This is a genomic window from Arthrobacter sp. NPDC092385 (assembly GCF_044755105.1).
Taxonomy (GTDB): domain Bacteria; phylum Actinomycetota; class Actinomycetes; order Actinomycetales; family Micrococcaceae; genus Arthrobacter_D.
Window position 1 is genome coordinate 22155 of the sequence record NZ_JBIVQL010000012.1, and the last position, 22416, is coordinate 44570.

19 protein-coding genes are annotated in these 22416 nt (G+C 67.8%); 6 read left to right on the plus strand and 13 right to left on the minus strand.

Annotation, left to right across the window (positions count from 1 at the left end; genetic code table 11):
- The first annotated feature begins 153 nt into the window (after positions 1–153).
- Both ACIQCY_RS14515 and ACIQCY_RS14520 read left to right on the plus strand, forming a co-directional pair.
- The gene (locus tag ACIQCY_RS14515; RefSeq protein ID WP_400484608.1) at positions 154–870 is read left to right on the plus strand and encodes a TetR/AcrR family transcriptional regulator; all 717 of its coding nucleotides are present in this window, start codon (positions 154–156) and stop codon (positions 868–870) included.
- A 53-nt stretch (positions 871–923) separates the two neighbouring features.
- Positions 924–1145, plus strand: coding sequence for a hypothetical protein (locus ACIQCY_RS14520; protein WP_400484609.1), 222 nt, complete (start codon positions 924–926; stop codon positions 1143–1145).
- 40 nt (positions 1146–1185) lie between these two features.
- Here ACIQCY_RS14520 and ACIQCY_RS14525 read toward each other — a convergent pair whose 3' ends face one another.
- The 5 genes from ACIQCY_RS14525 to ACIQCY_RS14545 form a co-directional block, all read right to left on the minus strand.
- The gene (locus tag ACIQCY_RS14525; RefSeq protein WP_400484610.1) at positions 1186–2949 is read right to left on the minus strand and encodes an alpha/beta fold hydrolase; all 1764 of its coding nucleotides are present in this window, start codon (positions 2947–2949) and stop codon (positions 1186–1188) included.
- Between the two features lie 29 nt (positions 2950–2978).
- Positions 2979–3869 carry a diacylglycerol/lipid kinase family protein gene (locus ACIQCY_RS14530; protein ID WP_400484611.1) on the minus strand — a complete coding sequence of 297 codons (891 nt, stop codon included), beginning with the start codon at positions 3867–3869 and terminating at the stop codon, positions 2979–2981.
- A 107-nt stretch (positions 3870–3976) separates the two neighbouring features.
- Positions 3977–4435 (minus strand): DUF4383 domain-containing protein, encoded by a 459-nt coding sequence (locus ACIQCY_RS14535; protein WP_400484612.1) that lies wholly within the window; start codon positions 4433–4435, stop codon positions 3977–3979.
- 286 nt (positions 4436–4721) lie between these two features.
- The gene (locus tag ACIQCY_RS14540; RefSeq protein WP_400484613.1) at positions 4722–5870 is read right to left on the minus strand and encodes a GGDEF domain-containing protein; all 1149 of its coding nucleotides are present in this window, start codon (positions 5868–5870) and stop codon (positions 4722–4724) included.
- Positions 5871–6020: 150 nt separating this feature from the next.
- Entirely contained in the window at positions 6021–6632 is a 612-nt protein-coding gene (locus tag ACIQCY_RS14545; protein WP_400484614.1) for a TetR/AcrR family transcriptional regulator, read from the minus strand.
- 264 nt (positions 6633–6896) lie between these two features.
- Here ACIQCY_RS14545 and otsB point away from each other — a divergent pair, with 264 nt between their 5' ends.
- Positions 6897–7673 carry a trehalose-phosphatase gene (otsB, locus tag ACIQCY_RS14550; RefSeq protein ID WP_400484615.1) on the plus strand — a complete coding sequence of 259 codons (777 nt, stop codon included), beginning with the start codon at positions 6897–6899 and terminating at the stop codon, positions 7671–7673.
- 53 nt (positions 7674–7726) lie between these two features.
- Here the strand turns inward: otsB and ACIQCY_RS14555 are convergent, their stop codons facing one another.
- The 6 genes from ACIQCY_RS14555 to ACIQCY_RS14580 all read right to left on the minus strand — a co-directional run bounded on the left by ACIQCY_RS14555 (position 7727) and on the right by ACIQCY_RS14580 (position 17256).
- On the minus strand, positions 7727–8416 hold the full coding sequence (locus tag ACIQCY_RS14555) for a phosphoribosyltransferase (RefSeq protein WP_400484616.1): 690 nt from the start codon (positions 8414–8416) through the stop codon (positions 7727–7729).
- Between the two features lie 127 nt (positions 8417–8543).
- Positions 8544–11720 carry a glycoside hydrolase gene (locus ACIQCY_RS14560; RefSeq protein ID WP_400484617.1) on the minus strand — a complete coding sequence of 1059 codons (3177 nt, stop codon included), beginning with the start codon at positions 11718–11720 and terminating at the stop codon, positions 8544–8546.
- Positions 11721–11764: 44 nt separating this feature from the next.
- Complete coding sequence (locus ACIQCY_RS14565; RefSeq protein WP_400484618.1) at positions 11765–13804, minus strand: beta-galactosidase; 2040 nt, start codon at positions 13802–13804, stop codon at positions 11765–11767.
- 180 nt (positions 13805–13984) lie between these two features.
- Positions 13985–15331 carry an ABC transporter substrate-binding protein gene (locus tag ACIQCY_RS14570; protein ID WP_400484619.1) on the minus strand — a complete coding sequence of 449 codons (1347 nt, stop codon included), beginning with the start codon at positions 15329–15331 and terminating at the stop codon, positions 13985–13987.
- 39 nt (positions 15332–15370) lie between these two features.
- On the minus strand, positions 15371–16240 hold the full coding sequence (locus ACIQCY_RS14575; protein WP_400484674.1) for a carbohydrate ABC transporter permease: 870 nt from the start codon (positions 16238–16240) through the stop codon (positions 15371–15373).
- A 77-nt stretch (positions 16241–16317) separates the two neighbouring features.
- Entirely contained in the window at positions 16318–17256 is a 939-nt protein-coding gene (locus tag ACIQCY_RS14580) for a carbohydrate ABC transporter permease (protein WP_400484620.1), read from the minus strand.
- Between the two features lie 95 nt (positions 17257–17351).
- On the opposite strand from ACIQCY_RS14580, the gene ACIQCY_RS14585 reads away from it, so the two are divergent.
- Positions 17352–18434 carry a LacI family DNA-binding transcriptional regulator gene (locus ACIQCY_RS14585; protein ID WP_400484621.1) on the plus strand — a complete coding sequence of 361 codons (1083 nt, stop codon included), beginning with the start codon at positions 17352–17354 and terminating at the stop codon, positions 18432–18434.
- Positions 18435–18505: 71 nt separating this feature from the next.
- Here the strand turns inward: ACIQCY_RS14585 and ACIQCY_RS14590 are convergent, their stop codons facing one another.
- Complete coding sequence (locus ACIQCY_RS14590) at positions 18506–19189, minus strand: DUF2848 domain-containing protein (RefSeq protein ID WP_400484622.1); 684 nt, start codon at positions 19187–19189, stop codon at positions 18506–18508.
- Positions 19190–19321: 132 nt separating this feature from the next.
- Here ACIQCY_RS14590 and ACIQCY_RS14595 point away from each other — a divergent pair, with 132 nt between their 5' ends.
- A complete protein-coding gene (locus tag ACIQCY_RS14595) occupies positions 19322–20677 on the plus strand; it encodes an MFS transporter (RefSeq protein WP_400484623.1) in 1356 nt (451 codons plus the stop codon).
- A gap of 41 nt (positions 20678–20718) precedes the next feature.
- On the opposite strand, the gene ACIQCY_RS14600 is transcribed toward ACIQCY_RS14595, so the two are convergent.
- On the minus strand, positions 20719–21366 hold the full coding sequence (locus tag ACIQCY_RS14600) for a GntR family transcriptional regulator (protein WP_400484624.1): 648 nt from the start codon (positions 21364–21366) through the stop codon (positions 20719–20721).
- Positions 21367–21397: 31 nt separating this feature from the next.
- Between ACIQCY_RS14600 and ACIQCY_RS14605 the strand changes: the two genes are divergently transcribed.
- Positions 21398–22192: a carbon-nitrogen hydrolase family protein gene (locus ACIQCY_RS14605; RefSeq protein ID WP_400484625.1), complete on the plus strand. Its 795-nt coding sequence runs from the start codon at positions 21398–21400 to the stop codon at positions 22190–22192.
- Positions 22193–22416 lie beyond the last annotated feature (224 nt).

Here is a 22416-nt window from a genome sequence, read left to right on the forward strand (position 1 = left end):
ATACCGGTCACTTGATAGTTTTCCAATCCGAGGTCCCGCCCGGGTTTCGCAGAAGTAAAAGGCTCATGAGGGGCTTGTTACGGTCGTGTTTCGTGGCCTCCGGCGCGTCAGCGGCCGGTCGGATGCCTCCTTGCGGGTGCAACAATGAGGGGCGTGACCCTCACCGGACCGGGACGTCCCCGCACGCGCCAGTCGACCCGCCCCGGAGCCACCGCCCGCGAGGAGATCCTCGACGCGGCCGCCGAACTCTTCACCACGCAGGGCTACGCCACCACCTCGACGCGGGCCATCGCCGACGCCGTCGGGATCCGCCAGTCCTCGCTCTACCACCACTTCGCCACGAAGGACGACATCCTCGAGGCGCTCCTGGCCGGGACGGTCGCGGAAGGGCTGGCCTTCGCGCGGGCGGCATCCGCTGCCGTGGGCCGTGACGACGTCTCTCCCGCCTCGCGGCTCCATGCCGTGGCCCTCTTCGACGGGACGCAGCTGTGCAGCGGGCGCTGGAACATCGGGGTCCTCTACCACCTGCCCGAAGCCCGGGACGAGCGCTTCCACACGTTCCTCGCCGACCGGGAGGAGCTGCGGGGCCTGTACCGGCGGCTCGGCGCGGCCGTTGTCCCCGCGCCGCTGTGGCCCGGCGATCCCCGGCACCACGGCGAACTCGCCTTCCGCCTGGTCGAGTCGCTCGTGAGCCTCCGGGCCGACGGCCTGGTGACTGCGCAGTCTCCGCTGCAGGTGGCCGACGCCGCCATGGTGCTGTGCGGTGCCGGGACGGACCTCGAACTGATCCGGGGGCAGAGCATGACCCTCATCGGCCGGCTGGGTCGCGACCTGCCGGGCGTGGAGGGGGCAGGGCGAGGGGCCTCCTGACGCCGGGGACCTTCGTGGACATGCTCCGAGGACGGCCGTGCCGCAACAGCGTCATGATCACCGCCAGCTCGTTCCATCGGCGGCTGCATGCCCGCGGGACGAGCGTCGACGTGGAACTGCCCGAGGGCGCAGTGCGCTGGCTACCCTCCCAGAATCATCACGGCGAGAACACCGGGACGACGGCGACGCACGCCTTCTTCGTGGAGCTGAAGGAACCAGGCCCGGGCCCCGCCGCGGGCCCGGCGCCCTTGGGCCCGGCCGCGCCCGAGGGCTGATCCGCGACCGAGCGGAAGACGGCCGGCGTCCACCCTCCCGCTAGCCGACGCGCTGCTCGCGCTGTAGACCTTCGCCGTGCCCGGGGTCGGATGCCGCCTGGGTGATGAACGAGATGATGCGGGCTGCGACGGCGGAGGGCGAGCGGTGGTGCACGGAGTGCGGCGCTCCCGCGATCGACGCCAGGGTACCGCTCCGGGACACGTCGGCGAGGCTGCGTGACCAGCGGGTTCCCGCGACGAGGTCCCGGGAACCGCGCAGGATCAGGACCGGCTGGCGGGCAAGGGGCAGGCGTTCCTCCAGGGCATAGGCCATGGCGACGGCCAGCTCCGCCACGTACCAGCGAGGACCGCACCGCACCACGTCCAGGAACTGGACGGAGTTCAGCAGCGGTCGCTCGAGGATCGAATTCAGGCCCAGGGTGAGCGCCTGCTCGGGGACGGTACGCCGACGCGCATCCACCGCCGCGCCGATGAGGACGAGCCGGGACACGAGGTCGGGCCGCTGGATCGCCAGTTCGGTCGCCGTCTGTGCACCCATGGAGTGCCCGACGACGACGCAGGACGAGGCCCCGAGATCGTCCAGCAGGGCGGCGAGGATCTCGGCGCCGGCGGGGTTGGTGAGCTTGCGGGCCGGACGCCGGGTCCACCCATATCCGGGCAGGTCGATCACGAGGACCGTCCCATGGCGCGAGAGCTGCTCGCCGAGCCGCAGGAAGTAGCGGTGGGACATGCCGATTCCGTGAATCAGCACGAACACCGGCTTCCCGTGCGCTTCGCCCGTCGTTTCGTGCTGCACGCCCTGGTGCTGCAGCACGTACGCCCGGCATTGACGATCGCCCATGGTGATGCTGCGCCAGTGCGGCAGAGCAGCTTCCGCAGCGCTGCCCGCCGTCCTTCCGGGCGCTGCGGGCGGACGAGGAAGGCCCTCGACCAGCTGCAGGACGGCGTCGGCCACGGCGCGCGCGCCCGCCCGGTGTGCCGCGTGGGCCTGTCCGGGCAGCTCGACGACGCGGCCGTCACGGGCCGTGCGGGCCAGCTGCCGGCACCACCGCCGCGACGCGATCGGATCCAGGGAACCACGGAGGATCAGGACCGGCTGGGTCACCGCGGCGAGCCGTTCATCCAGGCGGTACCCCAGCATCACCGGCAACTCCGCCAGGTACCAGCGGAGCCCGCACCGGAGGTAGGCCGCGCCGACCAGGAGGTTCGTCGCCGGCCGCTCCAACAGGGTGTCCAAGGCAAGGACCGCGGCGTTCCGGCCGGCGGACGGATGGGAGGTGTCCGTGACCGGACCGATCAGCACGACCGCTGCGACGAGCTCCGGATGCTGCACCGCGAGCTCGGTGACGAACTGGGCGCCCATCGAGTGCCCGATCACGATGCACGAAGAGAGCTGGGCATCCTGCAACGCATGCGCGATCACGTCTGCGAAATCGGTGACGCCGAGCGGTTCATCCGGCCTGGGCATCCCCCCGAAACCGGGCAGGTCGAGCACGACCGTGTCCCCGAAGGGAATCAGTTCTGCCTGCAATCGGGCGAAGTAGCGGTGCGACATCCCGATCCCGTGCACCAACACGAAGACAGGCCGGGCCGCACCACCGGAGGGCTCCCTGCGGGAGGAATGCAGCCGGCAGGACACGTCGAGGGTGCCACCCGTCCGTGTCGTGATGGTGGTCCGCACCGTGGCCGTGCCGCTGTAGGAGACCGGAGCCGTGCCTGCGCTCTGCTCGGTATCGGTCAGGCGCGGGGAGGCGAGATCGCGGAGGAAGGACGGCAGGCGCCTGCCCGGACGGATGGAAGTCACTGCGTGCGGAGTACTTTCGGAAGGGGGGATCAGCCGAGGATGGACAGTGCCCGGGGAACGCTCTCGATGGTGATGTCCGTGGCGGCATCGACGGACCTCACTTCGCCGTCGAGCTGGTAGGGCATGGGCTTGAGGGTCGAGAACCGGTACTGGGCGTAGCTCGGCTGATCGCCCAGTCCCTTGGTCGTGGCGCGCAGCGCGGTGAGCAGGATGCGCCACTTGGCCATGTGCGGGAACGTGATGACCTCGAACTTCCCGTCGGTGGGCTGGTCGCCGGCCTCGCTCAGGGTCGCGTACTTGGCCATCTGGGAGATGTTGGCGAACACGAGGCTGTCGAACTTCCGGCGCTCGCCGTCGCTCTGGCGGATCTCGAAGGGCTTGAACTTGCGGAAGGTGCGCGCCACGGAGAACATCTCCTTGATGGCGCCCTTGCTGCCCTTCTCCAGGTCGATCGCCATGACCGGTGTCAGCCCGAAGCCGATGTAGGAGTGGGCGTACACCGCGTCCGTGCCTGCCGGGCCGATGCTGATACGCAGCACGTCGATCCGGCGTACCTGGCCCTCGATGATGGCTTCGGCGAGAGGCTTGCGCCCGGTGACGCGGCTGTGGTCGTTCGCGTTGCCGGCGGCCAGGACCGCGCAGACGGCGTCGTCGCTGCCGCTGGACAGAACACCGTTGACCACCTCGTTGTAGCCGCCGTCCCCGCTGACCGACACGATCAGGGCGTTGCCGGCCGACGCCGCGTCGCGCGCCAGGTCGATCGCGTGCCCGGCGTGCTCGGTGGGCTGCAGGACGACGTCCGTATCCGGCAGGGCCGGCACGAGCTCGGCGGACAGTTCCTCGGCGAGCGTGGGCGCGTCTCCGGTGCTGTTCGGGTTGAAGATGATGGTGATCGTGTCGAACCTGCGCGGGAACTCCATGGGTACTACCTTTCGTGGACGCGATCTGACGTCAGTGGGCCCCGGGCTTCAGAAGTCCAGGGCCCCACTGACGTCGCTCCTGCCCTGCGTGGCGCAGGCGGGAGGGGTTAGGCGCGTGCGGCGTTCCGCTTGTGGTCGCGCGTGAGGAGCAGTGCCAGGGCGATCATGCCGACCCCGAGGAAGAAGTGGAGCCAGTTGTCCGCACCGTTCAGGGGCACGAAGTTGCCTGCGGAGTTCTGATCGATGACCAGGCCGTAGATCCACAGGACCAGGTAGATGATGCCCCCGTACAGGAGGTAGGAGCGGGCGCCACTGATGGTGCGGGCCATGACGACGCCGGCCACGCCGAAGAGCAGGTGGACGATGTTGTGCAGGACCGATACCTGGAACAGGCCGAGGAGCAGGGCGCCGGACTCGTGGCCGGCGAAGCTGAGCTGGTCGTACTGGCTGGTGATGCCCGGGATGAACCCGAGGAGCCCGACGAGCAGGAACACCGCGCCGACGGCGAGTGCTGCTTTCTGGACATTGGTGCGGGTGCCCGTGCGGGGCGTGTTTGCGGTGGTCATAGCTGTTCTCCCAGTTGAGTGTGCGCGTGATGCATCTGCGGTGCCGGTGATTCCGGTGGCGCAGTGGGGCGTCGGTGGACGGTGAGACCTGCTGGAACGACGGCGCGTTCCGTCCCTCAACAGCACCGTAGCTGATCGACGCCAGCACCGTAAGCCTACTTCGTAATGGCGGAAGCGTGAACTGTGCCGCTGAGGAGGCTCGCACGACGTCGATTCTTGCCGAGTGCAGCTGTAGGGGAGTGGGTGACTTTCGGCGACGCTCCTCGCGTCCCCCCACCAGCGGTCGCTAGTGGCGAGCCCGGCTGGCACGGTTGCGGCCCAGGTTCTTCGCGGCGTAGAGCGCGGTGTCCGCGGCGGCTATTGCGGCACCGATGCGGTCCGCACCTGCCGGCGCCAGGGGTGCGATTCCATAGCTGATGGTGGGCAGCGGGAAGTCGAAGGTGGGTTGCATGGAGCGCAGGGTGCGGCTGATGAGGCCGGTCAGCAGTTCTGCGGTGTCCATGTTCGCACCCGGGAGGAGGAGGACGAATTCCTCCCCGCCGTAGCGTCCTACGAGGTCGGTGGAGCGTGCGGAGCGAGTACAGGCGGCGGCCACGGCCTGCAGCACGGTGTCGCCCGCGGGATGGCCGTACGTGTCATTGACCTGTTTGAAGTGGTCCATGTCGGCCAGTATCAGGGTGCAGGGCGTGTCGCTGGTCCGCAGGCGCCCTATCTCGGCGTGGGCGAGGTCGAGGAAGCCTCGGCGGTTGAGCACCTGGGTCAACTCGTCATGGCTGGCCTGCGCCCTGAGGTCCCGCAGCGCCTGTTCGGTGCTGAGGGTCGCCATGGTGAAGGAGACCATGATCAGCAGCACCATGGTCAACAGGGTCGTCGGCACCGTGCCGAAGTAGGTGCCGAAGAGCTCCGAGTGCGGTCCTGCTGCCAAAAAGGCCAGCCACCTGCCCAGGTAGTAGAGGCCGAGGACGCCCGAGGCTATCGCCAGGGGGCGCTGCGCGGTCGTGATGCCGGGGTCGATCCGCCAGGTCTCGATGGAGGCGAGCCCGATGAAGAACGTCATGCAGCCGAGGAGGGTGCCGCCTGCGGACCACGTGTTGGCCGCCGGGTCGTCCAGGGCGGAGGCGATCAGCGTGAAGGCGGGAGCGGCAAGAAGCTGCCAGGGCCTGGGCGCTGCCGTGCGCAGCACCCGTGCCCCGGCCCAGACGCATGTGGATCCGCCCACGAGCAGCGCATTCCCGGCTGGATTCGCCCACACCTGATGGTCGGTCCCATCCAGGAGGTAGAGGCCGGTCCCGGTGAGGAAGCAGGCGATCGCCGCGCACCACCACTTGCTGTAGGTGGAGTGGCTGCGCCGGACACTGACGCCGTAGAACAACACCAGCAGGGTCAGTGCGATCACGCCGAAAGCGACCTGCAGCGTCACGACATCAAGCCTCACAACCCCATCCTCACAGGTGACCCGGCAATCCAGCCAGAGGGCGCTGCCGGCAACACCGGCCGGCTGCGCGCTGCTTCCGGGCGGCAGCAACAGGGTGAGCATAACGAGCGGGCGTCTTCCACACGTTTCACGCCGGAGCGCCCAGGTTGGTCAGGCCGTGGTGCCTGCCTCTGATGGGTCGGCCGGAGTGTGCAGGGTGATCAGGTGATCACCCAACTTCCTGATCCGTCGTCCACTGCCGGGGTCGATCCCGGTACCTGAGACGACGGCTCCCTGCAGGAGGACCATCCAGGAGTACGAGAAATCCTCGGGGTCGATCAGGCCCATGGCGGTCGCCGCGTCCTCGATGCTGGCGCGTGTGTCGTTGAGATAGGCGACGCTGGCTGCACCGATCGGGTGGTGCGGTCCGACCTCCAGTAGGGCTTGGATGTACGGGCATCCGGTGAAACCGGGGGCGTGGAACCACTCGTCGAAGATGTCGAAGATCGCGAGCAGCTGCTCGCGGGGAGTGCTTCCGCGGCGCTGGGACTCGGCGGCGAGATAGCCGAGCGTGAAGAGATGCCGTCGGCGCTCGAAGAACGCCAGGACCAGGTCATTCTTGGACGGGAAATGGCTGTAGAAGGTCGCTTTGGCGACGCCTGCAACGGAGATGATCTCGTTCACGCCGACCACCCGGGTGCCCCGCTCCACGAACAGGCCGTAGGACGCCGCAAGGATTCGCTCTCGGGCGTCTTTGACCGGTGTTCTGATCGCAGTGACCATCGGGGGCTCCTCAGGGGCGGACACGGGTTCCTTGATCCTACGGTAGACAGACCTGTCTGCCTCTGGCATAGACTGGCGGTCCCGGTTGTCCCCCATCAGCCGGGATTGCGGTGAGGTTGAGACCCGTATCCGCGGTGCCGGCGCCGACTGTCCCCTCGGGACCGTCGGTGTCGGCGCCACTCACCGTTCAGTGGTCCACGATCCGGGGCGTCGGCGCTGCCGCTACCAGGGCAGTCCGTGACGTCGGCGGTCTAGGGTGGATGGATGGATGCAGCGACCGCAGTACTGCAAGCCCTGACCACCAGCGAGCACGCTGGGTTGGTCATGGATTTCGACGGGGTTCTCTCGCAGATCACCGATGATCCGGGCGCCAGTGAGCTCCTGCCCGGAACCGAGGAGATCCTCGCGGGGCTGGCGGGCAAGCTCCCGGTCGTCGCCCTCCTCTCAGGACGGCCGGTCGCGTTCCTTGCTGAACGAGCCGGCACCCCCGGCGTCGAGCTCTATGGTTCCTACGGCCTGGAGCACCTCACCGATCACCGTATCGAGGTGGTACCGGAAGCCCGGCAGTGGATGACGGCTGTCGAGGAAGCCACGCAGGTGTTGCACCAGCAGCTGGACGGTGTCGAGGGCATCCATGTCGAGGACAAGTCCCTCGCGGTCGCCGTGCACTGGCGGCGCGCGCCTGACCAGGCAGGCGCCCTGAAGCTCATTACCCCCCTCATCCGGGAAGTCCTGGACACGTACGGGCTGCGCCACGAGCCCGGAAAGTTCGTGGAGGAACTCCGGATGCCGCTGGAGCAGGACAAAGGCACCGCCCTGCGGAGGATCATCAGCGCGGAGAACCTCCGAACCGTCGCGTATGCGGGCGATGACCTCGGGGACCTGCCGGCCTTCGAAGCGGCAACCGCGGCGGGCGGGTACACGCTCGTCATCGACGGTCCCGACATGGCCCCGGAGGTGGGCAGGATCGCCGGTGCCCATTTCAGCAGCCCGCAGGACTTCCAGTCCTGGCTGCGCCACCTGGACGACGCCCTGCGCTAGCGACGGCGTGCCGCCACCCCGGTCGCGGCGTCTTCGGGCAGAGCCGATCGGGATCAGTGCGGCCCCGACGTCTCGGCGAGCAGGGAACGGACCTCCTCATCGCTCGTCTGCCCGAAATGCTCGTACTCGGCACCCACGGCACGGAAGTTCTCCGGCTGCCAGGGGCACACGACGACGTCGGCGAGGCCTTCCAGGCGTCGTACGGCAGCCTGCGCACCCACGGGCACCGCGGCAACGATCCGGAGGGGGGCGAATGCACGCAGGGCTGCGATCGCCGCGCGCATCGTGGAGCCCGTTGCCAGCCCGTCATCGACCACGACCACCACGCGTCCACGGACCGCCAGTGGGGGACGGTGGCCGCGATACTCCTTTTCGCGCCGCTCCAGCTCAAGGGTTTCCCGCGCCAGTGTCTCGTCGAAGAGCCGCTGCCCGTGCTCGAGCCGGCCGAGTTCCACGAGGAGGTCCTCGTTCCGAACCAGTTCGGTGGAACCGGCCGCCGAGGCAAGTGCTGCCATCGCGGTCTCGGGATGCCCGGGGAACCCGAGCTTGCGCACCACCACGACATCCAGCGGAGCGTCGAGCGCGAACGCCACTTCAGCCGCGACCGGAACGCCTCCGCGCGGAAGACCGAGCACGAGGGGGTTCTCGGGCTTCAACTCCTGGAGAAGGCCGGCCAGGACCCGTCCCGCGTCCCTCCGATCGACGTACCGGTGGTGGGTCCTGCGTGGTCGATGGACCGCCATCTGCACTCCTCACACAACACGCTTCTTCACCATTGTCAGGGCTACCGGGTCCCTGTGCACGAACTACGGAACGACGACGGGGCGCCCGCTGCTGCGGACGCCCCGTCGGTCGGTCGGTCAGGTACAGCTACTGAGCGAGCTGCACCCGGTAGGTGCTCGTGGCAGAACCGTCCTCGCTGGTCACGGTGATGACGGCGGCGCGGTCGGAACCGGAGGGCTGTGTCACGGTCACCGTGGCGTACGGGTCCGTGGAGAGAGCCGACACCGAGGGCACCTTGCCCCGCGACGGCACCGAGTACTCCGTGACCGAGGGATCGAAGCCCGTAATCGGTGTACCGTCGACGCTGATCGACGCGAGGGTCGCATCCGACGATTCCGCAGGAACGGACCCGAGCACCTCGATCTCGCTGACCACCATGTGCGTCTGTGAGCGGGCCGTCATGACCACGCGGACGCTCGACGCCGTGACCCCGTTGAGCGGCAGTGTCACCGCGGGAGCCGGAGCACCCGCGCGGACGGCGACCGGGCCACCGGCATCCGTCCACTGGCCGTTCGCGCCCTGCACCTGCAGCTGCAGGGACTGCGCGTAGCTGTCCGAGGACCCGTCGCGGAAGAAGTGCACGACGACGCCGCCGAGCGTCTGCGCAGACGGCAGGGTCACGGTCAGCGTGTCGGCGGCGTTCTTGGTGCCGGAGCGCCAGTTGGACCACGCCTTGTCGCGGGTGTCGCCGTTGAGAAGGCCGGCCGTGCCGTAGCCCGGCTCGGTGAACGTGGCGCTCGCGGTGGTGCCGCCGTCGTCGGCCACGTTGTCCAGCGTGCCCGCGGTGACCTGGATGCGGACGGTCGCGGAGAGCGTGCCGCCGTTGCCGTCGTCGGCCGTGCCTGCCAGTTCGTAGACGCCGGGTGCGGGGTAGCCGACCGGGGTGCTCCACGTGACCGGTCGTTCGACCGTGCCGCCCTGGCTGCCGACGGCGGTCACCGTGGCGGGCAACGAGGGCAGTCCGTTGACCACGGCCTTGGCGCGGGCGGGTTCCGTGGACACGAGCGTGTCCACGGTGACCGTCAGTTCCGCGGGGAACTGCGTGCCGGTGGCGTCGGTGGCGGTGCCCTTGACCTTGACGGTGCCGGGCTTCTTCCAGCGGTTGTCGTTCGGGATCTTCCAGTCAACCGGAATCACACCGCGTGCGCCATCGCGGTACACCGGCGTCACGGTCTCCGGCAGCACGGGTGCCGTGCCGGGGACGGTGAACGCCGTGGCCGGTTCGACGCCGAGCACGGTCTCGTCGATCAGCGTCCAGCGCTGGTTCAATCCGGAGTTCGCGATGTACAGCGTGACCGCTGCGCCCTCGGAGGTCTTCCCGCCACCCACTTCGAGCAGCAGGCCGGTCTCGGCGTTCACGAACGTGTAGGTGCCGTCACCGGTGGTGGAGGCGATCCATTCCGCGCGGGGGTTCACTCCTGCGGGAGCGACGACGGCAGCACCGCCCTCGTCGGCGAGCTGCGAGGCGCCGTCGAGCGTGGTGATCGAGTAGCGCTCGCGGTTGCTGTTGTCCTCGCCCAGGCTCGTGAAGCGGAACAGCTGGTTCGCGTCTGCGGGGTCGCTCGCGCTGATGACGGCGGTGCCGCCGGTCGGCTCGATCGACTTGCCGCTCTGCACGCCCTGCAGCCGGTACACGTGGCCGTCCTGGATGGCGGCTGCGTCCTCCGCGATGCCGGAGACGCCGTCGACCACGAAGGTGGTGACGGACTCGGCAGGCGCGGTGAGGACGGCGGAGCCGCCCTCGATCGCGACCGGCGCGCCCTCGACGAGCGCACCGTTGACGTCACTGACCACGGGCGTCACCGTGGCGCCGGGTGCGACGGAGCCGAACTTCGAGAAGTCGAGGACCACGGGCTTGGCGTCCGCGGACTCGTTGATGTGGACCACGGCGGCGCCGGTCCCGGTGATGGCGGCGGTGGTGTCGTCGTCGTTCACCTGGACCAGGCGGTCGCCGGGCTGGATGTAGTGCGTGTAGTTCCGCACGGTGTTGAACTTGGTGTTCGTGTAGATGGGGCAGCTCTCGAGCGTATCCGCGTCGGTGCAGTCGAAGGGCATCTGGATACTGCCCCAGTTGGCGCCGGCCGCGCTCTCGCCGCCGGGCTTCATATTGTCGTAGTCCTCGACGGGCTGCCAGAACACCCAGGCGCTGGGCTCGAGCTCGCGGAGGTCGTCCGTGATGCGCTTGGCCATGCCGAGGCCCGGTTCCATGCTGGTGAAGCTCTGGCCGTTGCCCCAGGAGCCCTCGACCTCGCTCATCCACAGGGGCTTGTCCTCGCCCTTGGCGATGTCCCTCACGGTGGTGCGCTGGCCGGTGCCGTAGGTGTGCACGTTGAGCTGGTCGACGAGGTCGCGGACGTCTGCGGGGTAGCTGTTCCAGTTGGTGGCGAAGATGCCGGGGTTGGTCTCGTCCATCGCGGAGATCGTCGCGTCGGTGCTCGCGGCGTCGAGTTTCGGGGCGAGGTTCTTCAGGACCTGCTGCTGGAGCTGCGGGCCGATGTGCGCGCCCTCCTGGCGTCCGCCGACGGGCTGGCCGCTCGCGTCCAGACGGGTGCTCCAGTAGTTGGTGTTCGGTTCGTTGAAGGGGTCGAGCGTGTTTACGGTGATGCCGTGGGCGTCCTCGAGTTCCTCGACCACGCGGACCAGGTACGAGTTGAAGTCGTCGATGCTCTCGGTCTTCAGCTGGTCCTTGTTCGCGTCGAAACCGCCGGAGACGTAGCCACTGACGGTCTGGAACCAGGGCGGCGAGTTGCTGAACGCCTCCCAGTGGGTGATGTCCTGCTTGATGCGGTCGATCCACCAGCGCTGCGTGGCATCCGCCTCGAGGTTCCAGTCGGCGGGGTCCTCGGGGTCGAACCAGTCGGTGTCCTCGCGCGTGGTGCCCTCGGGTGCGTTCCACCAGCCCTCAACCGCGCCGCCCGGGCGCAGGTAGTCCTTCACGTCGGGGGCGTTACCGCCGCCGATGTTGTACCGGGCGATGTTGAGGTTCAGGCCCTCGGGCCCGAACACCAGTTCCGCGAGGCGGTTCCGGATCTCGTCGGGGTAGTCGCCGGTCGCGTTCGCGAACCACACGAGGCTCGTGCCCCAGCCCTCGAACTCCTCCCCCTGGTAGGAGGGATCGGGCGTGAGGGTGAGGGCGCCCTCCGGGACCCCCGGCGGGGCCGGGGGCGCGGCCTGCGCCGCGCCCCCGATCAGGGAGGCGGCGGCCAGGACGGCGGCCACCCCCGTGGCTGCGGCCTGCGTGGCGCGCCTGGATCGATTCGTCATTGAATGTGTTCCTTCCAGCAAGGGTGTGTACTGCGGTGATGGTCCTAGGTGGTGCGCGAGACCTTCCTCGTGAGGACGGCGACGGAGCGGGGAGCCAGCTTGGACTCCTCGCCCGTGAGGGTGTCGCCGTCGACGCCGGTGATGTCCACCGGCTCGTCGGTGCGGTTGATGAGGAAGACGTAGTCGGCGTCGTCACCGGTGCGCAGCACCTGCTCGACGGCGCCGCGCAGCTCGGCGGGAAGCTCGCTGGCGATCCCGGCGCGGGCGGCGAGGTCCGCGAGGACAGGCTCGAGGCCTACGGCGCCGAGGCGGGCGCCCACGTAGGCGGCACTGCCGGGGCCGACGGGGTTGCGCGTCACAGCCGCGTCCCCGGCATGCTCACCGGTGGTGTAGCGGGCGAGGACCTCGACGCCGTCGGCCCGGGGCTGCACGCGGTCGGCCCACAGCGTCGCCGTCGTGCCGTTGTCCAGGGAGACGTCCTCGCCGTCGAGCAGTGGGCCGAACTCGTCGATGCGCACGCCGAGCAGGTCCGCGAGGGCGCCGGGGTAGCCGCCGAGCCAGATGTGGTCGTTATCGTCGGTGATGCCGCTGAAGTAGCTCGCGACGAGGTGCCCACCGCCGGAGACGTATTCCTCGAGGCGGGACTTCAGCGCGGCCGGGACGGTGTGCAGGATGGGGGCGACGACGAGGCCGTAGCCGGCGAGGTCGGTCGCGGACGGGACGACGTCCGCACGGATGCCGAGGGCCAGGAACGCCGAGTACCAGTCGAGGGCCTCCTGCTTGTAGCGCAGGCGGTCGGACGGGTGGGAGTCCTGCTCGGAGGCCCACCAGGAGTCCCAGTCGAAGACGATCGCGGCGGGTGCCTGGGCGCGGCGGGAGCCGACGACGTCGGACAACGAGGCGAGTTCCCGGCCGAGGGCGACGACGTCGCGGAAGATCGGGCTGTCCTCACCGGCGTGGGGGACCATCGCCGAATGGAACTTCTCGGCGCCGGCCTTGGACTGCCGCCACTGGAAGTAGCAGACGGCATCGGCGCCATGGGCCACGTGCGTGAGGGAGTCCCGGCGCAGGGCACCTGACTTCTTCGGGGTGTTGACGGGCTGCCAGTTCACGGCGCTCGTGGAGTGCTCCATGAGGAACCAGGGCTTGCCGCCGGCGATGTTACCGGTGAGGTTCGCGGAGAAGGAAAGCTCGTCGACGGCCTGCGGGCCGGGGACGAAGTAGTGGTCGTTGGCGACGAAGTCCACCTCGGCGGCCCAGTCGGCGTAGTCCATGCCCTTGGTCTCGCCCATGACCATGAAGTTGGTGGTGATGGGGATGTCCGGGGTGATGCTGCGCAGGATGTCGCGCTCCTCGCGCAGGTACTGCTTGAGGGCGTCCGAGGAGAAGCGCTTGAAGTCGAGCTGCTGCGTGGGGTTGGGGTGCGAGGCGGCCTGGCGCGGGGGCAGGATCTGCTCGAAGCGCGTGTAGCGCTGGGACCAGAAGTCGGTGCCCCAGGCGTCGTTGAGGGCGTCGATGCTGCCGTAGCGGTCGGTCAGCCAGGTGCGGAAGCCGCGGGCGGCGTCGTCGGAGTAGTCGTAGATGTTGTGGCAGCCGAGCTCGTTGGAGATGTGCCAGGCGCACACGGCGGGGTGGTCCTTGTAGCGCTCGGCCATCGCGGCGACGAGTCTCAGGGCGTGCTCGCGGAAGACGGGGCTGGTGGGGCGCCAGTGCTGGCGGGCACCTGGCCAGAGGGTGCCGCCGTCGGCCGTGACGGGGAGGATCTCGGGGTGCTCGGTGGCGAGCCACGGCGGCGGGGAGGCGGTCGCGGTGGCGAGGTCGACGGCGATGCCGTTGGCGTGCAGGAGGTCGATGACCTCGTCGAGCCAGGCGAAGTTCCAGCTGTCACGCTCGGGCTGCAGGCGGGCCCAGGAGAAGATCGCGAGCGACACCACGTTGACGCCGGCCTCACGCATGAGGCGCACGTCCTCGTCCCACGTCTCGCGCGGCCACTGCTCGGGGTTGTAGTCGGCGCCGAAGGCCATGCGTGCTCGGTCGGGCTCGGACGGCCAGCGCAGCCAGCGGTGGGGAGTGGGTGTCGACACGGTAGTGCTCCTTGGGGTGTTTCTCGAGACGTGTGGCGCGCGAGTGGTGCTCCCGCCGTCGTCGGCCCGCTCCATCCAAGGAGGGGAGACGACGATGGCGGGTACAGGGGGGGTGGAACGGACCGGGCGGGTGCGCGCGAGCTCCCGCCCGGTCCGGGTCTGGTGGATCTGGTCGAGCGGCTACTCCGAGACGGTGAAGCCCTGCTCGGTGCCGTACTTGATGCTCGCGTCCTGCCAGCTCTTCAGGCCCTCGGTGAGGGGGGTGTCCGAGACGTAGGCCTGGCCCGCAGTGTCGTTGAAGATGCTGTTGGCGTACGCCTGGAAGGGCAGGTAGGACCAGCCCTCGGGAACGTTCTGCGCGGACTCGGCGAAGATCTGGTTGGCCTTCTGGCCGCCGAAGTACTCGAACTCCGAGTTGAGGAACTCCTCGGACTCGAGGGCCGCCGCCGTTGCGGGGAACGCGCCGCCGTCGATCCGGGTCTGCACGCCGTCGCCCACGTTCGCGTAGTCGAGGAAGGCGTATGCGAGGGCGCCCTTCTCGCTCGCTGTCGGGATGGTCAGCGAGCTGCCGCCGTTCTCGGCGCTCGCGGTGCCGCCCTCTTCCCACTGGGGGAGCGGTGCGGCGCGCCACTTGCCGGACGCCGCGGGGACGCCGGAGGTGAAGTTGCCGGGCATCCAGGCGCCGGTGGCGAGGGTGGCGATGGTGCCGTTGCCGAGGCCCTGGTACCACTCGTCGCTCCAGGAGGTGATGGGCGAGAGGAGGTCCTCGTCGAGCAGCTGCTGCCAGGTCTCGGCGAACCTGGTGGAGCCCTCGTCGGAGAAGTCGATGGTCACGTCGGTGCCGTCGACCTTGTAGGGCTGGCCACCCGCCTGCCAGATGAGGCTCGTGGTCAGGCCGGCGTCGCCCGTGTCATTGGCGATGTAGATGCTGGGGTCCGCCGCGTGGAGCGCGCGGGCGGCCTCGACGTACTCGTCCCAGGTGGTGGGGACCTCGATGCCGTGCTTCTCGAACACCTCGGTGTTGTAGTACAGGGCCATGGGACCGGAATCCATGGGGAGGCCGTAGATGCCTTCGCCTGCCTGGACGGAGCTCCACGGGCCGGGGTTGAAGGTGTCGGCGAGGTCACCGGCGCCGTAACCGGTGAGGTCCTGGACGGATTCGGCGAGGGCGAACTGGGGGAGCGCGAAGTACTCGATCTGCGCGACGTCGGGAACGCCCGAGCCCGCGGCGACCGCGTTCTGCAGTGCCGTGTACTGGTCGTTGCCGGTGCCGGCGTTCACGAGGTCGATGTTCACGTTCGGGTGCTCGGCCTCGAAGTCCTCGACGACCTTCTCGAGGGTGGGCTCCCACGCCCAGATGGTGAGGTCGCCACCCTCCTCGAGGGCCGCCTGGACGTCGTCGGCGCTGACCTCTTCGGGTGCTGCGCCGGCGTCGTTCCCGCCGCCACCGCAACCGGTGAGGGCGAGGGCTGCTGCGAGGGCGAGTGCCGAACCGCGCAGCACCGCCGGGGAGATTTTGCTCTTCATGGGGTTCCTTTTCACTTCATTGTTTTTCGGAAGGGGCTTTTACTCTTTGACGGCTCCGGCACTGAGGCCGGACTGCCAGAAGCGCTGCAGCAGCAGGAACGCTGCGATCAGCGGGAGGATGGTGAGGAGGGAGCCGGTGATGACGAGGTTGAAGATCGCCTCGCCACCGGCCGTCGAGGCCTGCGCGTTCCAGGCGTTCAGGCCCAGGGTCAGCGGGTACCAGGCGGGGTCCTTGAGCATGATCAGCGGCAGGAAGTAGTTGTTCCACGTGGCCACCATGGTGAACAGCAGCACTGTGACGATGCCCGGGCCCAGCAGCGGCAGGCAGATCTGGAAGAACGTGCGGAACTCGCCGGCGCCGTCCATGCGGGCCGATTCCAGCAGTTCGGTGGGGATGGCCTCGGAGGCGAACGTCCACATCAGGTACAGGCCGAACGGCGAGATGAGCGACGGGATGATCACGGACCACGGGGTGTTGGTGAGGCCCATCTCGCTGAACATCAGGAAGGTGGGGACCGCCAGGGCGGTACCGGGAACGGCCACCGCGCCGATGACGACGGCGAACACGGCCTTCTTGCCCGGGAAATTGAACTTCGCGAGGGCGTACCCGCCGAGGACGGCGAGGAACGTGGCCCCGCCGGCGCCCAGCACCACGTAGAGCACGGTGTTGAGGAACCAGCGGCCGAAGATGCCGTCGTCGTAGGCGAGGGTGTCGCCGATGTTGCCGAAGAGGGCGAAGTCGCCGCTGAACCAGAGGCCGAACGAGGTGAAGAGATCGGCCTGGGTCTTGGACGAGTTGATGAACAGCCAGACCAGCGGGATGAGGCTGTAGACCAGGACGATCCCGGTGAGGACGGTCAGCAGGACGCTGCGCTTCGGGTTGTCGACGCCGCGGCGTGTGCTCTTCATGCGCACGTAGCCGGGCTTCGTCTTCTGCTTGGTCCTGTGCTTGTCCGTGCGGGTGGGTTCGACGGCGACGCTCATGGTCAGCTTTCCTTCCGCATGCCGCGCAGCTGCACGGCGTAGGCGATGACCATGGTGATGACGCCCATGATGATGGCCACGGTGGCGGAGTAGTTGTACTGCTGGCCGGAGAAGCTCAGCGAGTAGGCGTACAGGTTCGGGGTGAAGTACGTGGAGATGGAGTTCGGCGCGAGGCTCTGCAGGATGGCGGGCTCGTTGAAGAGCTGGAAGCTGCCGATCACCGAGAAGATGCCGGCCACCACGAGGGCTCCGCGGATGGCAGGGAGCTTGATGGCGGTGACGAGGCGGAACTGGCTGGCGCCGTCGATCTCCGCGGCCTCGTACAGGGACTTCGGGATCACGCGGAGGGCGGAGTAGAAGATCAGCATGTTGTAGCCGATGAACTCCCACGTGACGATGTTGCCGATCGCCGCGAGGATCAGGTCCGGTGAGAGCGGGTTGGGGATGTTCGTGCCGAGCGCGCTGTTGATGTTGCCTACCAGACCGAACCGCGTGCCGTACATGAAGCCCCACATGAGGCTGGCGACGACGGCGGGCACCGCGTACGGCAGGAAGATCGAGATGCGGAAGAAGGACTTCCCGTAGAGCCGGCCGCTGTCCAGGGCCAGGGCCACCAGCAGGGCGATCAGCAGCATCACCGGCACCTGGACCGCGAGGAACAGGGTCACGCGGAGGAGCGAGGACCAGAACTGCGAGTCCTGCAGGGCCTGGCTGTAGTTCGCGAGACCCACGAAGCCGTTGCCGCCCACGAGCTGGTTGCGGAAGAAGCTGAGCCAGATCGAGTAGGCGATCGGTGCGAGGAAGACCACCGCGAACACCGCCATGAACGGTCCGATGAAGAGCCAGCCGGACCAGGAGCGCTTCTGGCTGCGCTTCTGCGCTCGCTTGGCGGGCTTCGGCTGCGTGCCGAGCACGGCCGGTGGGGGAGACGCCGTCGTCATGGGTGGATCCTTCTGACTCTGTCGATGATGTTTGCGTAAACATAGCAGGACGTGGAGCAGGATGTTTACGTAAACATTGTTGTTACGATGGTCACATGTCATCCACGCCGCGTCAACACCTCCTTCGTGAGGACCGGCGCGTCTCGATGTCCGACGTCGCCCGCCTGGCCGGCGTCTCGGCGCAGACGGTGTCGAGGGTGTCCAACGGCAGCCCCGGCGTCATCGAGTCGACGCGGCAGCAGGTCATCGCCGCTATGGACGAGCTGGGCTACCGGCCCAACAGCGCCGCGCGGGCCCTGAAGCGGGGGAGCTTCCGGACGCTCGGCGTCATCCTGTTCACGCTGTCCACCACGGGGAACGTCCGCACGCTCGAGGCCATCGCGGCCCGCGCCGCGGAGGAGGATTACGCCATCACGCTGATCCCCGTCTCCGCGCCGACGCAGGCCGGTGTGCGGGGGGCTTTCTCGCGGCTGAACGAGCTGGCGGTGGACGCGATCATCGTGATCATGGAGGTCCATCTGCTCGACGCCGCCACGGTGTCCCTGCCGCCCGGCGTCCACGCCGTGGTGGTGGACTCCGATGCGAGCGACGGCTACAGCGTGATCGACACGGACCAGGCCGACGGCGCCCAGAAGGCCGTGGAGCACCTGCTTGATCTGGGGCATGCGACGGTATGGCATGTAGCCGGGCCGTCGGCGTCCTTCGCGTCGGAGCGGCGCGTCAACGCGTGGCGCCAGACCCTGGCCGCGCGAGATTGCGCGGAGCCGCCGCTGCTGCGGGGGGACTGGTCGGCGGACTCGGGCTACCTCGCAGGGCTCACCCTGGCGTCCTCCGACTGCACCGCGGTGTTCGTGGGGAATGACCAGATGGCGCTGGGGGTGCTGCGGGCATTCCATGAGAAGGGCATCCGGGTACCGCAGGACGTCTCGATCGTGGGCTTCGACGACATCCCGGACAGTACGTCCTTCAGTCCGCCCCTGACGACAGTGCACCAGGACTTCGCGGAGGTGGGCCGGCGCTGCGTGGACAAGGTGCTGAAGCAGATGCGGGAGAACTCGACGGAGCCGGGGCGGGAGCTGGTGCCGACGCGGCTCGTGGTGCGGGAGAGCACTGCGGGGCGCCAGATGGACGACGGGAGTTCAGGGCGTCGCCTCCGCCGAGCGCGCGTCGGCGAATAGACCCGCCTCACAGCTGAAGCGTCTCGTGCGCACCGTCAGCTACGTGGTGCGAGGCTGACGGTGCGCGGCACTCAGCCGATGGGTTCAGGCATGGGGACGATGTCGTAACGGGCATCGATCGAAAGTCCCGTGGTCGGGTCTGCCATCTCGACCCGCCAGGTGGACGCGAACTGGTCGACGCCATGGATCATGGCGACGGTTCCGGAGATGAGCACAGTGCCGGGCTGGTGTATCCCTTTCTCCTTCAGGACGTCGAGCCAATAGTCGGGGGACAGGAGGGCCCCGAGGGTGCTGTCCTGGATCAGTTCTTCTCCTGTATCCGTGCGAACCCATCCCTTGAGCGTGATGTCGTCGAGGTGGTCGCGTACGTCGTCGAGCCGCCAGGCCGTCCGCCCCAACACATCCGGGCTCGCATTCTTGCTCCAGGCCACGCCATGCACCTCGAGAGCGCGATCAGTGTGATCGCAGGCAACAGTGAGGAGCACGTCGTCTTCGGTGATGATCAGGGCCCATTCAGCTTCGCCCGAGGTCTTGCCGTGCTGCACGCTGACTTCGTCGGTCTGCTGGGCGAGGTAGGGGGATACGGGATACAGGGCCGGGGTCGTGGTGGGACCCGGAACCCCGAGCTCGGCGAGTTCGGCGATATGGGCCTGCACCTCGTCCTGCTCGCGCCCGGCATAGCCCGCGTTGAGGAGGCGGGTGACCTGGACCTCGCGTGTGGTGCCGTCGGTCAGATCAAAAGTGAGAGTAGCCATGGGGCCGTCCTTCTGTTGGGGCGAGAATTTACGTTCCGGAAACCGAAGTGGTCGTAAATCTACAACATGTATGCGTAATGTATACACCTAACGCCGGTGTGGCGGGAATCACTCTCAGACTGGAGAACACCGATGGCACACAGCCCCGGAATAGCAGGAGCCCCTGCATCCGCTCAGACCCCTCCGCGACCCCCAGGGCTGTACAAGGCATTCGCCGCGAGCCTCACCGGTACGGCGTTGGAATGGTACGACTTCGCCGTCTACTCCGCGGCGGCCGCGGTCGTCTTCCCGATCATCTTCTTCCCCGCATCGGATCCGCTGACCGGCACCATCCTGGCCTTCTCCACCTACGCGGTGGGGTACATCTCCCGCCCAGTCGGCGGAATCATCTTCGGCCGTCTCGGGGACCGGATCGGCCGGAAGAAGATCCTCGTGATCACGCTGATGATCATCGGCATCGCCACCGTGCTGATCGGGGTACTGCCGGGGTATGCCTCGATCGGCATCGCCGCGCCGATCATCCTCGTCATGCTGCGCTTTGCGCAGGGTGTCGGGGTCGGTGGTGAGTGGGGTGGTGCGGTGCTGCTGTCCAGTGAATATGGCGACCCGAAGAAGCGCGGTTTCTGGGCCTCAGCCGCTCAGGTCGGCCCGCCCGCAGGTAACCTCCTGGCCAATGGTGCCCTCGCACTCCTTACGGTCCTGCTGTCCGAGGAGCAATTCCTGGACTTCGGCTGGCGTATCGCGTTCCTTGCGTCGGCGCTGCTCGTCGGGTTCGGCCTGTGGATCCGTCTCCGCCTTGAAGACACCCCCGTCTTCAAAGCGATCGAAGCACACGGCGAGAGGCCTGCAGCACCGATCAAGGAAGTCTTCCGGAATGAGCTCCGTCCCCTCATCGCAGCGATCCTCTCCCGCGTGGGACCTGACGTGCTGTACGCGCTGTTCACCGTCTTCACCCTCACCTACGGCATCCAGGTCCTCGGATTCGAGCGCGGCCAGGTCCTCACCGCAGTCCTGATCGGTTCAGCCTTCCAGCTCTTCCTCATCCCCCTCGCCGGGGCCATCTCGGACCGTGTCAACCGCCGCCTTGTCTACGGGATCGCCGCCGCACTCGGCGCCTCCTGGACTTTCGTCTTCTTCACGCTGCTCGATGGCGACAACCAGTTCCTGCTCATCATCGGGATCGTCCTCGGACTGGCCTGCCACTCCTTCATGTACGGGCCTCAGGCCGCGTTCATCGTCGAGCAGTTCTCCCCACGGCTCCGGGCCACCGGCAGCTCACTGGCCTACACGTTCGCCGGCGTCATCGGCGGAGCGATCGCACCCCTCATGTTCACGGTGTTGCTGAGCAATTTCGACAGCTGGGTACCGGTAGCCCTCTATGTGGGCGTCGCAGCGCTCGTCACCCTCATCGGCCTTGCTCTCGGCCGTAACCCGCATGGCACCGAGGACGAGGAGTACCGCCTGCTGCTCGAGGGTACGAAGGTCTGAAGCCTACGCTGCACGTCTCGCGCATCCTGCTCTACGCCCTTTCAGGCGCGGAGCAGGATGCTGCGGGTAACGGCGAGGTGCTCGAGGATCGCCTTTTCCGCGTCACCCGCGGCGAGGGCGTCGATGATCGCCTGGTGCTCGGTGCAGACCTGCTGTCGGCGCCCGTCGACCTTGATCATCGCCTCCACGCCTACGAGCACCTGACGTACCTGCAGTTTGCGATACGTCTGCGACATGAGGGAATTTCCTGCGGCGTCGACCAGCTCCTGATGGAACATGGCATCAAGACGGATGAATTCCTTCACGGAGGCCCCGGTCAGCGGATCCGGCAGGTCGGACTGCTGCTCGAGGATCGCCTGCATTCCCTCCACCGGAGGGGAGCCGGCCGCAACAGTCACCCTCGCGGCGTGGCTTTCCAGTACGCCCCGCAGTTCCATGAGGTCGGAGATCTGACGCGCCGTCACGATTGGAATGTAGGCACCACGCTGGGGGATCAACTCGACCAGCCCATCGGCGACCAGGAGAAGGAACGCCTCCCGTACAGGAGTCCGCGACACCCCGATACGCTCTGCCAGCTCCTGCTCGTTGAGGAACTGCCCCTGCATGGACAAGTCGCTCAGGACGTTCTCGCGGAGATAGGCGTATGCCTTCTCGCGGCCCGACACAGACGCCCCACCCGTTTTTCCCATACTTTAGGTATACAACGAAAAGGAGTGACCGATGCGCGTAGCCATAGCCCAGATGACGAGCGGTTCCGATCCGAGCGAGAACCTGCGACAGGTCGAGGACCTCACACGCCGTGCAGCGGAAGCGAAGTCCGCCTTGATCGTCTTTCCCGAAGCCACGATGTGCGCTTTCGGCAATGACCTCTCGGCCGTCGTCGAACCACTCGACGGTCCTTGGGCCTCCGGCGTCCGGGACCTCGCCATCGAGCTCGGTATTGTCATCGTCGTCGGCATGTTCACCCCGGGAAGCGAAGGGCGCGTGCGCAACACTCTTCTCGCCGTTGGCCCTGATGTCGACACGAGCTACGACAAAGTGCACCTCTTCGACGCCTTTGGATACCGGGAGTCGGACAGCGTCCAACCCGGCACGCGCCCTGTGACCTTCCCCGTAGATGGGGTCACGGTAGGGCTGGCAACCTGCTATGACATCCGGTTCCCGGCTCTCTTCAGCGCCAACGCCAAGCAGGGTGCCCGCATCAACGTCGTCTGTGCCTCGTGGGGGGCGGGCGAAGGGAAGATCGACCAGTGGAGCCTGCTGGCCCGGGCGCGTGCCCTCGACAGCACCACCTTCGTCATCGCCTGCGGACAGGCCGACCCCGCCGCCAGCGGACTGGATGTCGAAGGGACAGCACCCACCGGTATCGGGTACAGCACCGTCATCTCACCGCTGGGGAAGGTGCTTGAAGAGCTGGGCGCGGGACCGGCCCTCGTCTTTACAGACATCGACGCGACGGAGACCGATGACGCCCGCATGAAGCTTCCCGTCCTGGCCAACGCGCAGGCCTTCTAGCGGCGGTTGAGTCACCGCCCTCGAACCGGGCGGCGGGCATGCGCGTACACCGACGCGCTAGACACCTAGGCGACTCCCACTCCGAAGTCGACCGCACATTACTGATGGTGGTGACATTGGAGGAGCTGTGGGTAGTGGACGTTGGAGAGTTCTCGTTTGAGTGCTCTCCGGGCTTCGCGGGCTGGTTCTCCTTCAGCTATTTTTCGGGCAGTAATCCCCGACGA

Excerpts from the sequence above, each read along its gene's own strand:
- ACIQCY_RS14585 (WP_400484621.1), top strand. The coding sequence starts at position 17,352 with ATGTCATCCACGCCGCGTCAACACCTCCTTCGTGAGGACCGGCGCGTC.
- ACIQCY_RS14560 (WP_400484617.1), bottom strand. The coding sequence starts at position 11,720 with ATGACGAATCGATCCAGGCGCGCCACGCAGGCCGCAGCCACGGGGGTG.
- ACIQCY_RS14605 (WP_400484625.1), top strand. The coding sequence starts at position 21,398 with ATGCGCGTAGCCATAGCCCAGATGACGAGCGGTTCCGATCCGAGCGAG.
- ACIQCY_RS14520 (WP_400484609.1), top strand. The coding sequence starts at position 924 with ATGATCACCGCCAGCTCGTTCCATCGGCGGCTGCATGCCCGCGGGACG.
- ACIQCY_RS14600 (WP_400484624.1), bottom strand. The coding sequence starts at position 21,366 with ATGGGAAAAACGGGTGGGGCGTCTGTGTCGGGCCGCGAGAAGGCATAC.
- ACIQCY_RS14575 (WP_400484674.1), bottom strand. The coding sequence starts at position 16,240 with ATGAAGAGCACACGCCGCGGCGTCGACAACCCGAAGCGCAGCGTCCTG.
- ACIQCY_RS14535 (WP_400484612.1), bottom strand. The coding sequence starts at position 4,435 with ATGACCACCGCAAACACGCCCCGCACGGGCACCCGCACCAATGTCCAG.
- ACIQCY_RS14555 (WP_400484616.1), bottom strand. The coding sequence starts at position 8,416 with ATGGCGGTCCATCGACCACGCAGGACCCACCACCGGTACGTCGATCGG.
- ACIQCY_RS14570 (WP_400484619.1), bottom strand. The coding sequence starts at position 15,331 with ATGAAGAGCAAAATCTCCCCGGCGGTGCTGCGCGGTTCGGCACTCGCC.
- ACIQCY_RS14580 (WP_400484620.1), bottom strand. The coding sequence starts at position 17,256 with ATGACGACGGCGTCTCCCCCACCGGCCGTGCTCGGCACGCAGCCGAAG.
- ACIQCY_RS14545 (WP_400484614.1), bottom strand. The coding sequence starts at position 6,632 with ATGGTCACTGCGATCAGAACACCGGTCAAAGACGCCCGAGAGCGAATC.
- ACIQCY_RS14595 (WP_400484623.1), top strand. The coding sequence starts at position 19,322 with ATGGCACACAGCCCCGGAATAGCAGGAGCCCCTGCATCCGCTCAGACC.
- otsB (WP_400484615.1), top strand. The coding sequence starts at position 6,897 with ATGGATGCAGCGACCGCAGTACTGCAAGCCCTGACCACCAGCGAGCAC.
- ACIQCY_RS14590 (WP_400484622.1), bottom strand. The coding sequence starts at position 19,189 with ATGGCTACTCTCACTTTTGATCTGACCGACGGCACCACACGCGAGGTC.
- ACIQCY_RS14530 (WP_400484611.1), bottom strand. The coding sequence starts at position 3,869 with ATGGAGTTCCCGCGCAGGTTCGACACGATCACCATCATCTTCAACCCG.